The 15800-nt window shown below is 63.6% G+C and carries 15 protein-coding genes; 9 read left to right on the plus strand and 6 right to left on the minus strand.

Features of this window, described 5'->3' with window-relative positions; translation table 11 throughout:
• Positions 1–9: 9 nt before the first annotated feature.
• Entirely contained in the window at positions 10–1818 is a 1809-nt protein-coding gene (locus tag QTL96_RS19225) for a monovalent cation:proton antiporter-2 (CPA2) family protein (RefSeq protein WP_289728772.1), read from the minus strand.
• 118 nt (positions 1819–1936) lie between these two features.
• Between QTL96_RS19225 and QTL96_RS19230 the strand changes: the two genes are divergently transcribed.
• The 7 genes from QTL96_RS19230 (at position 1937) to QTL96_RS19260 (ending at position 8641) form a co-directional block, all read left to right on the plus strand.
• Positions 1937–3283, plus strand: coding sequence for a TldD/PmbA family protein (locus QTL96_RS19230; RefSeq protein WP_289728773.1), 1347 nt, complete (start codon positions 1937–1939; stop codon positions 3281–3283).
• 138 nt (positions 3284–3421) lie between these two features.
• The gene (locus tag QTL96_RS19235) at positions 3422–4216 is read left to right on the plus strand and encodes a 3'(2'),5'-bisphosphate nucleotidase CysQ (RefSeq protein ID WP_289728774.1); all 795 of its coding nucleotides are present in this window, start codon (positions 3422–3424) and stop codon (positions 4214–4216) included.
• Between the two features lie 68 nt (positions 4217–4284).
• Entirely contained in the window at positions 4285–4530 is a 246-nt protein-coding gene (locus QTL96_RS19240; protein ID WP_026283020.1) for a DUF4170 domain-containing protein, read from the plus strand.
• Between the two features lie 158 nt (positions 4531–4688).
• Positions 4689–6008 (plus strand): lipid IV(A) 3-deoxy-D-manno-octulosonic acid transferase, encoded by a 1320-nt coding sequence (gene waaA, locus QTL96_RS19245; RefSeq protein ID WP_289728775.1) that lies wholly within the window; start codon positions 4689–4691, stop codon positions 6006–6008.
• A gap of 120 nt (positions 6009–6128) precedes the next feature.
• Entirely contained in the window at positions 6129–6842 is a 714-nt protein-coding gene (locus tag QTL96_RS19250; protein WP_289728776.1) for an HAD family hydrolase, read from the plus strand.
• 106 nt (positions 6843–6948) lie between these two features.
• Positions 6949–7989 carry a tetraacyldisaccharide 4'-kinase gene (gene lpxK, locus QTL96_RS19255; RefSeq protein ID WP_289728777.1) on the plus strand — a complete coding sequence of 347 codons (1041 nt, stop codon included), beginning with the start codon at positions 6949–6951 and terminating at the stop codon, positions 7987–7989.
• Positions 7990–8299: 310 nt separating this feature from the next.
• A complete protein-coding gene (locus tag QTL96_RS19260) occupies positions 8300–8641 on the plus strand; it encodes a YciI family protein (RefSeq protein WP_289728778.1) in 342 nt (113 codons plus the stop codon).
• A 228-nt stretch (positions 8642–8869) separates the two neighbouring features.
• Here QTL96_RS19260 and QTL96_RS19265 read toward each other — a convergent pair whose 3' ends face one another.
• The 4 genes from QTL96_RS19265 to mutL form a co-directional block, all read right to left on the minus strand.
• Complete coding sequence (locus QTL96_RS19265; protein WP_289729149.1) at positions 8870–9616, minus strand: phosphodiester glycosidase family protein; 747 nt, start codon at positions 9614–9616, stop codon at positions 8870–8872.
• A gap of 91 nt (positions 9617–9707) precedes the next feature.
• Complete coding sequence (locus tag QTL96_RS19270; RefSeq protein ID WP_018898597.1) at positions 9708–9920, minus strand: hypothetical protein; 213 nt, start codon at positions 9918–9920, stop codon at positions 9708–9710.
• 60 nt (positions 9921–9980) lie between these two features.
• Complete coding sequence (locus QTL96_RS19275) at positions 9981–10211, minus strand: DUF2093 domain-containing protein (RefSeq protein ID WP_047508114.1); 231 nt, start codon at positions 10209–10211, stop codon at positions 9981–9983.
• A gap of 84 nt (positions 10212–10295) precedes the next feature.
• Positions 10296–12173, minus strand: a complete 1878-nt coding sequence (mutL, locus tag QTL96_RS19280) for a DNA mismatch repair endonuclease MutL (RefSeq protein WP_289728779.1) — start codon at positions 12171–12173, stop codon at positions 10296–10298.
• A 180-nt stretch (positions 12174–12353) separates the two neighbouring features.
• On the opposite strand from mutL, the gene QTL96_RS19285 reads away from it, so the two are divergent.
• Together QTL96_RS19285 and QTL96_RS19290 are read left to right on the plus strand one after the other, a co-directional pair.
• Positions 12354–14072 (plus strand): response regulator, encoded by a 1719-nt coding sequence (locus tag QTL96_RS19285; RefSeq protein ID WP_289728780.1) that lies wholly within the window; start codon positions 12354–12356, stop codon positions 14070–14072.
• Positions 14073–14196: 124 nt separating this feature from the next.
• Positions 14197–15555, plus strand: a complete 1359-nt coding sequence (locus QTL96_RS19290; RefSeq protein WP_018898601.1) for an EAL domain-containing protein — start codon at positions 14197–14199, stop codon at positions 15553–15555.
• Positions 15556–15565: 10 nt separating this feature from the next.
• Here the strand turns inward: QTL96_RS19290 and QTL96_RS19295 are convergent, their stop codons facing one another.
• Positions 15566–15730 carry a hypothetical protein gene (locus QTL96_RS19295; protein ID WP_289728781.1) on the minus strand — a complete coding sequence of 55 codons (165 nt, stop codon included), beginning with the start codon at positions 15728–15730 and terminating at the stop codon, positions 15566–15568.
• Positions 15731–15800 lie beyond the last annotated feature (70 nt).

The raw sequence follows: 15800 nt of genomic DNA on the forward strand, positions 1-15800 counted from the left end.
TAGGGTACCTTAAGCATCCGCCACCGCATCCCCCGTGCCCGCCAGCGGGTCCTGTGAAAAATCCATCGTCCACTTCGGCTTGACCAGCGGCTCCGGCTTGACCGGTTGCGAGTAGAGCATGTCGCGGCCTGCCTGCAGTCCCTCGGTGACCTGCAGCACCAGTCGCTGTTCGTCACGGCGGCGGATGTCTTCGCCGATCTCGTAGGCGGCGGCCTCGCTGATGCCGAGGGCTTCCAGCGTCCGGCGGCCGAACAGCAAGCCTGATTCCAGCGTCTCGCGCAGCTCGTAGTCGACGTTGAGGTTGCGCAGCGCGATCGAGTGGACGCGGTCGTAGGAGCGCACGAAGAGTTTGGCCTCGGGGTAGTCGGCCTGCACCAGTTCGACGATCTTGTCGGTCACTTCGCGTTTTTGCGTGCAGACGACGACGATCTTGGCATGGTCGATGCCGGATGCCCGCAGCACGTCCTTGCGCGTGCCGTCGCCGAAATAGATGCGAAAGCCGAAGGAGGAGGCCTGGCGGATACGGTCGGCCGAGGTGTCGATGACGGTCACCGCACGACCGCCGGCGAGCAGGATCTGCGCTGCGATCTGGCCGAAACGCGAGAAGCCGATCATCAGCACGTCGGCGCCCGCACCCTCGAAATCCTCTTCCAGCGTCTCCGTCGTCTCGCCGCTCTCAAGTCTTTTGGCAAGCTTGGTGCCGATGGGCGTCAGCGCCATGGAGAGCGTCACGATGGCGATCAACAGCGATGCCGTGCTCGAAGGCATTAGCGACGAAGCGCCCGCCGTCGAAAACAGCACGAAGCCGAATTCACCGCCCTGCGGCAGCAGGAAAGCGATGCGGATCGCGTCATTGTGATCGGAGCCCGTTAGACGGCAGAGCCCGTAAATAATCAGCGCCTTCGCCGCCATCACGACAGGCACGGTGACGAGAATGACGAGTGCGTTGTCCCAGAGCACGTCGAGCTGCAGCGACAGGCCTACGGCGATGAAGAAAATGGCGAGAAGCACGCCGCGGAAGGGCTCGATATCAGCCTCTAGCTCGTGTCGATACGAGGATTCGGCCAGCATGACGCCCGCCAGGAAGGCCCCCATCGCCATCGATAACCCGGCCATCTGCATCAGCGCCGCCGATCCCATGACGACGAAAAGTGCTGCCGCGATCATCGCCTCGCGCGCGCCGGTGCTGGCGATGATCTGGAACAGCGGCGTCAGCAGGTAGCGCCCCATCACGATCATCGCGCCGACAGCACCGATGGCGATCCCGAAATCGACGATCGGCGTGCCGTGGCCCTTGCCGGTGTCGAGAATATTGATCAGCGCCAGAAGCGGCACGATGGCGAGGTCCTGGAACAACAGCATCGAGAAGGAGCGCTGGCCATAGCGCGTGCTGACATCGCCGTCGTCCTCTAGGATCTGCATGGCAAAGGCGGTGGAAGACAGCGCCAGGCCGAAGCCGGCGATGATGCTGCCGCGCCAGTCGAGCAGGCCGGAGAGATCGGCGAGCGCCGTGAGCACCAGCCCTGTCAGGATCACCTGCGCCGTCCCCAGCCCGAAGATATCGCGCCGCATCTGCCACAGGCGGCTTGGCTTCAGCTCCAGCCCGATGATGAAAAGCAGGAACACGACGCCGAGCTCGGCGACGTTCAGGATCTGCTCTCCATCCGTCAGCCCGTGAAAGATCGGCCCGATCACCACGCCGGCAGCCAGATAGCCGAGCACCGTTCCAAGCCCCAACCGCTTGAAGATCGGGGCCGAAACGACGGTGCCGCCGAGCAGCAGGATCGTTTCGGTGAAGAGGGCGTTGGGCTCGGACATCCGCTAAGCTTCTTTCAATGATCATGGTTGCGCAAGCAGCGCGAAAAAGAATCGGCACTGTCGGCCTTGATGCTTTCCGTAGCGCACAATAAATGGAACGCGAAGGAAAGGCCAAACCATGTCCTCTGAAATTGATTCCTCGACGCTTCTCTCTCGCGCCAGCCAGCTGATCTATCTCGCCAGGAAGGCGGGCGCCGATGCCGCCGATGCGGTGGTCGTCCGCTCCCGTTCGCAATCCGTCAGCGTGCGGCTCGGCAAGGTGGAGGAAACCGAATCCTCCGAGAGCGATGATTTCTCGCTGCGTGTCTTCGTCGGCAAGCGTGTCGCCAGCGTCTCGGCCAATCCGGGCTTCGACATGTCGGTGCTCGCCGAGCGCGCGGTCGCCATGGCCAAGGTCTCGCCGGAAGATCCCTTCGCGTGCCTCGCCGATGAGAGCCGGCTCGCCAAATCCTATCCAGACCTGCAATTGCTCGACAACACCGAGGTCTCCGCCGACCAGCTGCGCGAGGCAGCGCTTGCGACGGAAGCCGCCGGCCTTGCGGTCAATGGCGTCACCAATTCCTCGGGCGCCGGCGCTTCGGCCGGTCGCGGCGGCATGGTGCTCGTCACATCGCACGGCTTTGAAGGCAGCTACATGGGCTCGCGCTTCGGCCGCTCCGTCAGCGTCATCGCCGGCGAGGGAACCGGCATGGAGCGCGACTACGATTTCGACAGCCGCATCTATTTCTCCGAGCTGGATGATCCCGCGGAAATCGGCCGTCGCGCCGGCGAGCGCGCCGTCAAGCGCCTGAAGCCGCGCCAGGTCGATACCGGCAAGAACGTCACCGTCATCTTCGATCCGCGTATCGCCCGCGGCTTCGTCGGCCACATCGCTGGTGCCATCAACGGTGCATCGGTTGCCCGCAAGACCAGCTTCCTGCGCGACAAGATGGGCGAGCAGGTGCTGAAATCCGGCCTCTCGATCACCGACGATCCTATGATCGTGCGCGGCCCGGCCTCGCGCCCCTTCGATGGCGAAGGTGTCTCCGGCGAGCGCATGGTGATGATCGAGGACGGTGTGCTGAAGCACTGGTTCCTCTCGACGTCGACCGCCCGCGAGATCGGCATGGAAACCAACGGCCGTGGCGTGCGCGGCGGCAATGCCGTGACGCCAGCCTCGACCAACCTGGCGCTTGAGCCCGGCGACATCTCGCCCGAGGACCTGATCCGCGGCGTCGGCAACGGCTTCTACGTCACCGAGCTGATCGGCCAGGGCGTCAACATGATCACCGGCGAGTACAGCCGTGGCGCCACCGGTTTCTGGATCGAAAACGGTGAACTGACCTTCGCGGTTTCGGAAGTGACCATTGCATCGAACCTCAAGGAGATGTTCATGCGGGTGACGCCTGCCAACGATATTGACCGCAAGTACGGGGTAGCTGCTCCGACCATCGCGATCGAGGGAATGACGCTGGCAGGACGGTGATCGCGGGCTAAAGCGCGTCGCAATCTTTCAGATTCGCTCGTTGCGCTTTAGGTCTTTCTTTTACCGCATGTCTTCATCGCAAAACCGCTTCACACTTTTGCGCGACATGCTCTAGCCGCTGACGGATTGGAACTTGGGATGAGCGACGTGGACAATGCCCGCTGGCAGAGCGATCTGGACCTGATCGCCGACGCTGCAAAGCGGGCGGGTGCCGTGGCGCTCAGCCATTTCAACCAGTCGCCGGAGGTCTGGTGGAAGAACGAAGGCCGCTCGCCGGTCAGCGCCGCCGATTTCGCCGCCAATGAAATCCTCGAAACGCTGCTGCGCGCTGCCCGCCCGGATTACGGCTGGCTGTCGGAAGAGACCGAGGATAGCGCCGATCGCCTGTCGCGCGACACGCTCTTCATCATCGATCCGATCGATGGCACGCGCGGCTTTCTCGCCGGCCAGAAGCTGTGGTGCGTCAGCGTTGCCGTCGTCCACAAGGGCCGGCCGGTGGCAGGCGTGCTCCACGCGCCGGCACTCGATGAGCTCTATGAGGCGGTCGCCGGTGGCATCGCCTTGAAGAACGGCCTGCCGATCCGCGTATCGGAGCCGAAGCCGCCCGTTCGCTTCGCCATCGCCGAGGATGTGCTGAATGGCTTTAAAGAGCCGCTGCGCAGCAGGATCGAGCGCGTCAAGCACGTGCCCTCGCTCGCCTATCGCGTCGCCATGGTGGCCGATGCAGCGATCGACGGCACCTTCGTGAAGCGCAATTCCCATGACTGGGATCTGGCCGCCGCCGATCTCATTCTGGAAAGGGCAGGCGGCCGCCTCGTCAATCTCGACGGAACGCCGCTGACCTATAACCGCGCGGATGTGAGACACGGCGAGCTTTGCGCCGGCTCCGAGCCGCTGTTGAATGAATTTCTATCCCCTATCGCCGCGCGCTGAGCAGTTGACGTTTCCGTCAAAATCCCTCAGATGAAACGGCGGAGGAGCAGATGAAGGAAGTGACTGAAATGACCAAGTCCGGTGAAAAGAAGCAACTGTTGCACCTCGTGTTTGGCGGCGAACTGGAAAGTCTCGATGACGTGCAGTTCCGCGACCTCTCTGGCCTGGATATCGTCGGCATCTTCCCTGATTACGCATCTGCACTGACGGCCTGGAAGTCCAAGGCGCAGTCGACCGTTGATAATGCCCACATGCGCTATTTCATTGTCCATATGCACCGCTTGCTTGATCCCGAAGACAAGTCCGGCAAATAAGTTTTCGGCCCTCGTGGCCCTGTTTTACCCAGCCGCCTGCCTTATCCGGGCATAGGGGTGGCTGTTGACGCATTCTGAACAAACTGATCGGTCATTTCGGCCGCAATGATATTTGGGAATGGGTTGATGTCGATCATCGTTGATCGGAGACGTGTTATATGAGCGGCCGCATGGCGCGTTTGGCGCTGGGCGCTTATCAGGCGGTTGGGACGTTGATCACGCCCTTCGTCGGCGGCTACCTGACCTATCGCGCCGCCAAGGGCAAGGAAGACCGGGCCCGCCGGCTCGAGCGCTCCGGTTACGCGAGCGCCGATCGCCCGGCCGGCCCGCTGGTCTGGTTCCACGCCGCAAGCGTCGGCGAGATGAATGCCGTCATTCCCCTCATCCGCGAGATTCGCCGCCGCGACGTTCACGTCATCCTGACGACGGGTACGGTGACCTCGGCCAAGCTCGCCGCCGAGCGCGTCGGCTCCGAAGTCATCCACCAATATGTGCCGCTCGACCTGAAGCCTGCCGTCAGCCGCTTCCTTAATTACTGGCAGCCCGATTGCGCGCTGATTGCTGAATCCGAGATCTGGCCGGCAACAGTCCTTGAGCTCGGCCGCCGCCGCATCCCGCAGATCCTCGTCAATGCCCGCATGTCCGACCGCTCCTTCGCCCGCTGGACCCGCCGCCAGGCGCTGGCAGAGGCGCTGTTCGAGAACCTGGCGCTCGTGATCGCCCAGTCGGATGTCGATGCCGAGCGTTTCCGCGATCTGGGCGCCCGCCAGGTGCTGATGTCCGGCAATCTCAAGGTCGATACCGACGCGCCGTCCTATGATCCCGCCACCTTCGCCCGCTACCAGCAGCAGGTGGGCGACCGCAAGACATGGGCGGCGATCTCCACTTTCGATGGCGAGGAGAAGGCCGCCGGCATCGTCCACCGCACGCTGAAGGAGCGTAACGGCCAGCTGACGATCATCGTGCCGCGCCATCCCGAGCGCGCCGATGCGATCGAAGCCGAACTGGTCAAGCAGGGGCTCAAGGTCGCCCGCCGCACCCGCGACGATGCACTGACGCCCGATATCGATGTTTTCCTCGGCGATACGATCGGCGAGATGGGACTTTATCTGCGCATGACCGAGGTCGCCTTCGTCGGCCGCTCGCTCTTCGGCGAGGGCGGGCAAAACCCGCTGGAGCCGGCCATGCTCGGCTGCGCGGTGCTATCGGGCAGCAACGTCCAGAATTTCCGCGAGGCCTATCAGCGCCTCGCCCGCCGTGGCAGCGCCCGCATGGTGCGTGATACCGAGATGCTGGCCAAGGGCGTGCATTATTTGCTGACCAACGACCCGGCGCGCCGCAATATGATCGAGGCCGGCGCCGCCGCCGTGCAAGAAATGCGCGGTGCGTTGACGGCGACGATGAAGGGTCTTGAGCCCTACATCAACCCGCTGACGGTGAAGGCCAGACTGCTGCCGAAGGCGGCGGCGCAACGCTAGAACATGTCGCGCAAAAGTGTGAAGCGGTTTTGCGATAACGACATGCGGTAAAACAAACAGCTAAAGCGCAACGAGCGAATCTGAAAGATCGCGAGGCGCTTTAAAGCTAGGGACAAGGCTATGCAGGCGATCAAGGGTATCCTGTTCGACAAGGACGGCACGCTTCTCGATTATGACGAGAGCTGGCTGCCCGTGAACCGCGAGCTGGCACGCATCGCCGCCAGGGACGACGCCGCACTTGCCGACCGCCTGCTGCTTGCCTGCGGCATGGACCCCGTCACCGGCCACATCGTTCCCGACAGCCTGCTTGCCGCCGGCAACACCCGTCAGATCTCGGAGGGCCTCGTTGCCGCCGGCTCGACGGTGCCGGTCGACGAGCTGACGGTAAGGCTCGACGAACTCTTTTCCCACGCCGCCGATTTCTCCGTGCCGGTCACCGATCTCGCCGCTTTCTTCGCCCGCCTGCATGCGCGCGGCTTCAAGCTCGGCGTCGCCTCCAGCGACAATGAGCGCTCGATCCGCCAGACGGCCAAGCGCTTCGGCTTTGCGGAGTACATCGATTATGTCGCCGGCTACGACAGCGGCCACGGCACCAAGCCGGAGCCCGGCATGGTGCTCGGCTTCTGCGCGGCCACCGGTCTCGACCCCTCGGAAGTCGCCGTCGTCGGCGACAACAACCACGATCTGCACATGGGCCGCAACGCGCATGTCGGCCTGACGGTCGCGGTTTTGACCGGTACCGGATCGCGGGAATCGCTCGCCGCCGCCAGCGATCATTGCCTCAACGACATCACCGAGCTCGAAGGGCTGCTGCCCGACCTGCAGTTCGCCTGATCGACCAAAGGCTTGCTTTTTCTTGAAAATTGCCTTCTCTTTTCGCCCGGTTAGGGGTGACGTCCGCGTTGAGCGGGCCGGTGGCGCGAAAGGCAGGACGGCAAAGATGGTATCCGAAGCGCCACCGTTCTGGTGGACGAAAGCCGATTGGCGCGCCTGGACGCTTTATCCGATCTCCTTTCTTTATGGCCGTATCTCCGGCTACCGCATGGTCAACGCCAAGCGCGCCTCCGTGCCGGTCCCCGTCATCTGCGTCGGCAATTTCACCGTCGGCGGTGCCGGCAAGACACCGACCGCGATCGCGATCGCCCGTGCCGCCAAGGCCAAGGGCCTGACCCCTGGTTTCCTCAGCCGGGGATATGGCGGCTCGCTCGATGTGACGACCGTGGTCGATGCCGGCCACCACCGCGCTGTCGCCGTCGGCGACGAACCGCTGCTTCTCGCCCGCGAGGCGCTCACCGTCATTTCCCGCCGCCGTGTCGAGGGCGCCAGGCGCCTCGTCAAGGAAGGTGCCGACCTGATCATCATGGATGACGGCTTCCAGAGCGCCCGGCTCGCCATCGACTACGCGCTGCTCGTCATCGACGCCACGCGCGGCCTCGGCAACGGCCACATCGTTCCGGGCGGCCCGGTGCGCGCGCCGATCAAGCTGCAACTGCGCTACGCAACGGCACTTCTGAAGGTCGGCGCGGGTGCCGCCGCCGACCAGATCGTGCGCATCGCGGCGCGCGCCGCCAAGCCCTATTTCACCGCTTCCGTCACCGTCTCCGACGGTGCAGACCTCAAGGGGCGCCGGGTGCTGGCTTTCGCCGGCATCGCCGATCCCTCGAAATTCTTTCGCACGGTGGATGGCATCGGCGCCGAAACCGTCGCCCGGCGCTCCTTTGGCGATCACGAGCACCTGACCGACGACGAAATCGACGACATCCTCGAAACAGCGGCCCGCGACGACCTCCAGATCGTCACCACCTCCAAGGACTTCGTGCGCCTTGCGGGCCACCACGGCAAGGCCGAGACGCTGGCATCCAAGTGCCGGGTGATCGAGGTGGAAATGACCTTCGAGGACCATCTGGCGCCCGGGCTGATCATCGACCGCGCGCTCGATGCGTTCAGGGAACGGCGGTTGAAGGAGATGGCGGCGGGGTAAGCGTGTTAACGGGCGTTCTGCCGTGGAGCACCCCCCTCTGTCCTGCCGGACATCTCCCCCACAAGGGGGGAGATCGACTCGTGGCCTGCTCTCCATCCGAACATTGAGGTAGGAGCGAGCGGCTGCGCCCAGCAATCTCCCCACCTGTGGGGGAGATGCCCGGCAGGGCAGAGGGGGGGGTAATCCTCGCTCAGCGCCTGGCTGTTGCAACCCGCGCTCGATGCCCACGTCATCCCCTTCGTTCATATCACATGTCGGATGCCACCGCCCCCATTCGTCTCTACAATAGGTTCAACACGGAGGAGACGTCATGCCCCGCTATCTGGTAGCCATTCACCACCCCGACGACTACGACCCCGCCGTCTCGGAAGACGAGGCGATGCATCGGGCGATCGATGCGCTGAACGACGAGATGATCGCGGCCGGTATCCGGCTCTTCGTCGGCGGCCTGCATCGGGCGGGCACCGCCAAGTCGTTGCGCGCCGATGCCGATGGAAACGTGTCGGTCAGCGACGGTCCCTATCTCAAGACCAGCGAGCATGTCGGCGGTTTCTGGGTGCTGGCGGCGGATGGCATGGAGGATGCGCTGGCCTGGGGCCGCAAGGCTGCCATTGCCTGCCGGGCGCCTGTCGAGGTTCGGGCGTTTCATTAGGGCGCTGTCATGCCGTGGAGACGAGGGGGCGCTGTTGTGCCGTGTGACGCCCCCCTCTGGCCTGCCGGCCATCTCCCCCACAGGTGGGGAGATTGGCTGGGCGCAACCGCTCGCTCCTAGCTCAACGTTTGGCGAAGACCTAACCGCGAGTCGATCTCCCCCCTTGTGGGGGAGATGGCCGGCAGGCCAGAGGGGGGTAATCCTGGCTCGACGTCTGCGACCAGACAGCTACTCCACCACCCCAAACACCGGCCCATACCCACCATGCCAGGAAAAATCGCTGCGCCCCAATTCGCCGCTATAGAACCCCGCACCACCCCCGCCATCGAGAAACAGCGCGTCGGCGCACTGCAGGTGATCGCGAAACAGCCGCGCAAAATCGTGGAAATTGACCGGATCGTCGCTGACCGCGAAACGCACCATCCCATCCGCGCGGACACCCACCCCACTACGCCGCGTCCGATCGCTGGAACCGACGATGAAAATCGGGTTGATCTTATTTGAGATTACAAGCATCGGCCCGGACTGCGTGGCAAGCCTGACATCGGGACGCTGCTTCTCAAACGTCGCGGTCGGCAGGATGCCCGCGCCCTTGTCGCCGATAAAGAATATGCCATTGGGGTTCTTGTAGAAGTTCGGCACCGGCCCGCTCGCCTTGGGCGCCTTGACGCTCGCCACCGGTCGCAACTCCTGGCCATCTTCGACATAAAGCCCGATCGGCGAGAAATCCTCGTGATACATTCCGGCATTGAGCGCGAAGACGAGCGTCTTGCCCTTGGCGGTCACGGCGTCAGCAATAGCAGGGAAGGAGCGATAGGGCGCCCCGCCGTCGCCCTTCCAGAAGAGGCGCAGATCCGCCTTGGCGGGATCGACGGTGCAGATCACGTAGTTGGTGTTCTCGACCGTTTCCGGCGCGCAGGGTCCGGCAAGCGCGGAGCCCGCGGAACTGAATGCAGCAGCTAGGAGAATGGCCATCCCGGCGAGGGCGGCGGAGAGCAGGCCGGATGAACGGATAGGCACCAGTTCTCGTCCTTTGCGATGTGAGAAAGGTCGCGGCCGGCCCGGTTTAGCTCTTGCGCGCTTCCAGTCGCCGGCGGTCGCGCTCGACGGTCTGGAAACCCATCGGCGTCAGGCGGAACTGCCGCTTCTGGAATTCGCCGCGAATCTCGACGAAGCCCTGCGCTTCGGCTTCGTACAAGGTCTTCAGCCCCATCTCCTTGGGAGGAGTCTGCCAATCCCGACCGACGGCGCTGTGCAGCAATGCGAGGATCTTGATCATTGTTTTCTCCATGGCCGAGGCACGGCTTCCGCCGTCCCGCCAATGCCGTCAGGCGAGCGATTACCGCTTCTGGTTCGGCAACACGCCGGCGCGCTTGTCGGCCTCGAAGGAGGAGACCGCGTCGGCATAGGGCTCCTGGCGCGCGACGCTCCAATAGCGCAGTTCGTCGAGCGGGATCTGCTTGCCCGTCATGGCGCAGACGACGTAGGAACCCGGCGACAGGATCTGAAAATCCGCATCGAGATAGCGTATCTTCGCTTCGCGGTTTCCGTTTCCTTCAAACAAGTTCATGCGCTCCAATCCTTAAAGCCAATCCTCAAAACGAGGCCGTCATGGGATTGCCATAACCCGCCACAGCCGCCATTGCCAGCGTTTTCAGCTCCGGCCGAACAGCCGCTCGATGTCGGAAAGCTTGAGCTCGATATAGGTCGGCCGGCCGTGATTGCACTGCCCGGAACCCGGCGTCACCTCCATCTGGCGCAACAGCGCGTTCATCTCCTCCGGCCGCAGCCGTCGTCCGGAGCGCACCGATCCGTGGCAGGCCATGGTCGCCGCCACATATTCGAGCTTGGCTGAAAGCCCCGAGGCCGTGTCCCATTCCGCGATCTCGTCGGCCAGCTGCCTGATCAGCCCGGATGCATCGACCTCGCCCAGCATCGCCGGCGTCTCGCGCACCGCGATCGCCCCCGGCCCGAAACGCTCGATGCCAAGTCCGAGCTCGCCGAACTCCGATGAGAACTGCATCAGCCGGTCGCAATCCTCTTCCGGCAGGTCGATGATCTCCGGGATCAGGAGCACCTGCGAGGCCAACCGCTTGGAATGCAGCGCCTTGCGCATCGCCTCGAACACCAGCCGCTCATGCGCCGCATGCTGATCGACGATGACAAGGCCCGTTTCCGTCTGCGCCACGATATAGTTCTCGTGCAGCTGCGCGCGCGCCGCGCCAAGCGGAAACCGCGACGGCGCCTCGGCTTCGGCGGCCGGCGCTGGCGCCGCCCAGGACGAGTTCTGCGCAGCCTCGGCCCGCGCTGCCGGCATCGTCAGCCCGTCGAACGAGGCCTGCGGCCGCTCGCCGAAGCCGTTACCAGGGCGTTGATAGGATGGGGAATAGGCGGACGAGCCGGTAGGTGCGGAGGAGAACGGCCGCGATGGCGAGGTCTCGGCGCTCCACGGCTCTTGTGCGTGCTGTTGCGGCCGGTAGCCACTCGGCTGGAAGCCGGGGCGGAAGGCGCGCAGCATGCCGTCGGCGCCTGTGGTTGCCGCCCGGCTGCCGTCGCGCGCCAGGGCCTCGCGGATCGCGCCGACGATCAGCCCGCGCACCAGCTGCGGATCGCGGAAGCGCACGTCGGACTTGGCCGGATGCACGTTGACGTCGACAAGCGCCGGATCGAGCCCGATCGACAGCACCGCCACCGCGTAGCGTCCCGAAGGGATCGTCTCGGCATAGGCGCCGCGGATCGCCGACAGCACCAGCTTGTCCTGCACCGGACGGCCGTTGACGAAGGCATATTGATGCGCCGCGTTGCCGCGATTGAAGGTCGGCACGCCGGCAAAGCCTGTGAGCGTCACCTCCTCGCGCTCGGCATTGATCTCGATCGCGTTGTCGCGGAAATCCTTGCCGAGGATCTGCGCCATGCGCGCCAGATGGTCGTCGCCGGTCGCCGGAAATTCCAGCGTCGTGCGGTCGGTGCCCGAAAGCACGAAGCGCACCTGCGGGAAGGCGATCGCCATGCGCTTGACGATCTCGGTGATCGCGGCCGCCTCGGCCTTTTCCGTCTTCAGAAACTTCAGCCGCGCTGGCGTCGCGAAAAACAGATCGCGCACCTCGACGATGGTGCCGGGGTTGAGCGCCGAGGGCCTGAGATGCTGCAGCTTGCCGCCCGCCACCGAAATCTCCGCCCCGCCATCGCTGTCGCGGCGGCGGCTCGAAATCGTCAGCCGCGCCACCGAGCCGATTGAGGGCAGTGCCTCGCCGCGAAAGCCGAGCGTGCTGATATCGTCAAGCGTATCGGTGATCTTCGAGGTGCAGTGCCGGCGCACCGCAAGCTCCAGATCGCGCTCGTCCATGCCCGAGCCGTTGTCGGTGACGCGCAGCAGGCTCTTGCCGCCGCCTGACGTGGCGATCTCGATGCGCGTCGCACCCGCGTCGAGCGCGTTCTCGATCAATTCCTTGGCCGCACTCGCGGGTCGTTCGATGACCTCGCCGGCGGCGATTTGGTTGATGAGCGTTTCGGAAAGCTGCTTGATCGACATGCCGCCATTTTCGCGGATTCGGGAGCGTGAGGGAAGGGTGAAAACGTCGATCTCGAGGCTTGTCCAAACCCTAGGATTCCGCTGCTTAATGTTAAGCACGCCTTAAGACAAAACTGGCATTTTGCCGATAGTACCCCGCCGAGAATACAATCCATTCGGACAGATGTAGGACGCGTAAGTATGAGTGCCGGTCGCGATCAAGCGGACACAGCCCCGCAGGAGGGCGCGGTTAAAACCGCGGCTGGCCTCCAGGCGGCGCTGTTCGACGCGGTCTGCGAAAGCCTGTCTTCCGCCTTCATCGTCTATGACAAGACCGATCACATCGTCTTTGCCAGCCGGCAGGTGCTCGATTTCTTCCCGATCTGCGCCGATCTCTTGCAGCCTGGAACGCGGCTTCGCGATTTCCTCGGCGCCGTCTACGAGACCGGCATCCGCAGCCGTTCGGCCGGCAAGCAGGGCGCGCTCAGCCGCGAGGATTGGCTGTCGCAGAAGATCGCGACGCACTGGCGCGAGCGCTACGAAGCAGTCGAGCGCTACGGCAACGATTGCTGGGTCGGCTTCCAGAAGCGCCGGCTTCCCAACGGCTTTGGCGTCTGCGTCATCTCCGATATTTCTGAAGTTAAGAAGCGCGAGGAGCAGTGGCGGCTCGATCTCGAGCGCGTGCAGCTCACCGAGGATATCCTCGACAACTTGCCTTTCCCGCTCTTCGTCAAGGACCGCAACCTTGTCTACGTCGCCGTCAACGTTGCCTTCTGCGAGAAGTACCAGACGACGGCCGACGAGGTGCTGGGCCGCAGGAGCACGGAACTCTTCTCGCCCGAGGTCGCTGCGCGCTTCGAGGAAAGCGATCGCCATGTTCTCGAAACCGGCGAGATGTCGGTCGTGCGCCAGCGCCAGATCGCCCGCGATGGGTCGGAACGCGAAATCATCTCGCGCAAGCACCGCATCGGCAAGCCGGGACGCTATTTCCTCGTCTCGACCATGCAGGACCTGCCGCGCGAGGGTAGTGATCTCGAGGAATTCGAGAAGGCATCGAGCGTCACGACATCGGCCAAGAGCACCTACCGCCGCGCCTACGTCCCGATGAACGACGACAGCGAGCGCCGCGAGCCGGCAGCCATGGAAGCCATCGTGCCCGAGAATTTCTCTGGCCGCCGCATCCTTGTCGTCACCGGCGATATCGCCGCCGAGACCGCGGCGCTGAGAACGCTTGCCAAATATGGCTTCGAGGCCTGCTCGGTGCGCAATGAGGACGAGCAGGAGCAGTTTCTGGAGATCGCCTCTTCGGCGGGCCTGTCGCTCGATCTCGTCATCATCGATAACCAGATGGGCATGCGCTGCCTCGAGCTTGCCGAGCAGTACGGCATCTCCTCGCTGGTCATGGACGGCTTCCAGATCTCGACCGAGCTCACCTTCCAGATCGCCCGCCACTTCAACCGCAACAATCGCGGCGCCATGGCCGACCGGATCGACAGCGACTGGGAGATCACCACGTCGGACGACCAGCTCGAACTCGATGTGCTGGTGGCCGAAGACAACGATATCAACCAGATCGTTTTCTCGCAGATTCTCGAAGGGCTGGGCTATCGCTACCGCATCGCCGCCACTGGCGACGAAGCCGTGCGGATGTGGACGGAATACCGGCCGAAGATCGTGCTGATGGATATCTCGCTGCCCGGCTTCAACGGTTTCGAAGCCGCCCGCCTGATCCGCCAGGTGGAAGGCGATGGACCCCGCACCCCGATCATCGGTGTGCTCACCCAGGCCTTCGAGCGTGACCGCGCCGAATGCGCCAATGCCGGCATGGACGACGTGATCATGAAGCCCGTCAGCCCGGATATTCTGGAAACGGTTTTCCAGAAATTCATGCAGCCGGAAGCGCAGCGGGCCTCTCTGTAGCTGCTAATTACGGTCAACTCCCCAATTCTTGGGAGGCAATTCACGATGATCCAGGGTTGTCGAATATCGAATTTTTAAGACTTGCCCGCCATTCTGCCGGGTATTGGGGAAGCTCTGGATCAGAATGATGATGTTGGCGGATATGCCATTGGCACCGGTAAGCCAGAACGAGCTTCAGACGATGGCCTATACCGATCCGCTGACCGGGCTCGGAAACCGCTATCGCATGCGCGACCGTATCGCTCAGATCTCGGCCGAACGCGCCGACGATCCGGCACCGTTTACCATCGGCATCGCCAATCTCGATAGCTTCAAGCCGATCAACGACCTTTTCGGCTCGGCTGCCGGCGACGAAATTCTCTGCCAGGTGGCGCACCGCCTGAAAGCCTGCATTCCCGATGGCGCCGTCGTCACGCGCCATGATGGAGATGAATTCGCCTTCGTCCTGCCGCTGGTCTTCGAGCGCGCCAGCGCCGAAAAGTTCGGCCAGATGATCCGCGAGGTCCTGTCGGCGCCTTATGATCTCGGCGACCGCAACGTCCGTCTCTCCGCTTCCTTCGGCTTCGCTATCTATCCCTTCGCGGGCGAGGAGTTCGAGGAACTCTTGAAGAGCGCCGAAACCGCGCTCTATCGCTCCAAGCGCCGCGGCCGCAGCCAGATCACCGTCTATTCGCGCGAGATCGCGCAGGAAATGAAGCGCGCTACGCAGCTCGAGCAGGCGCTTCGAAACGCCATCATCTCCGATGCCATCGATGTGCATTTCCAGCCGATCGTCTCGCTCGCCACCAGCCAGGTCCTCGGCTTCGAGGCGCTGGCCCGCTGGAACGACCCGGATCTCGGCTTCGTCTCGCCGGGTGTCTTCGTGCCGCTCGCCGAAGAACGCGGCTTCATCGATGCGCTGTCGGAAGCACTGTTGCGCAAGGCGGCCGAAGCCGCACTCTCCTGGCCGCGCGAAATGTTCCTGTCCTTCAACCTCTCATCCGCGCAGCTGATGGACCCCGGTACCAGCGCCAACGTGCTCTCCATCCTCGGCCGCGTCGGCTTCGATCCGCACCGCCTCGAGCTCGAGATCACCGAGACCGCCGTCATGGGCTCGGCCGATACCGCAAACCGCATCATCGCCGACCTGCGCCAGGCCGGCGTGCGCATCTCGCTGGATGACTTCGGTACCGGCCAGTCCAGTCTCGGCCGCCTGCGCGATTTCATGTTCGACAAGATCAAGATCGACCGCGCCTTCGTCTCGCGCATCAACTCCGACCGCGCCTCCGAGCATATCATCAAGGCGATCCTGACCATGTGCGAAGGCCTCGATCTCGAAGTGGTGGCCGAAGGCATCGAGGATTATTCGGAAGCCGCGAAACTGCGCATGCTCGGCTGCGGCATGGGACAGGGCTACTATTTCGGCAAACCCGCCGACGCCATCGCGACGCTCAGGTTCCTCCACGAGAACGAGTACGACACCGGCGAACGGGCGATGGCGTAAAGCGCCTATTCTACTTGATCAGCGCAAAGAGGCCTGCCGTGGCCGTGATTGCGGCGAGCACGACACCGAGAATGATGCAGACCACATTGATGATCCAACCCTGATCGGGTTTGGAATCGAGCTTGCTGTCGATACGCGCCAGCTGTCCGAGCACTGTGTTCAGCGTCGAGCGCATGTCATCTGCAGTGGCTTTGGCGGCGCGATTTCCCATGTTGTTGATTGTGCCACCTCTGCAATTCAACCGC

Source organism: Rhizobium sp. S163, from assembly GCF_030380805.1.
Lineage (GTDB): Bacteria > Pseudomonadota > Alphaproteobacteria > Rhizobiales > Rhizobiaceae > Rhizobium.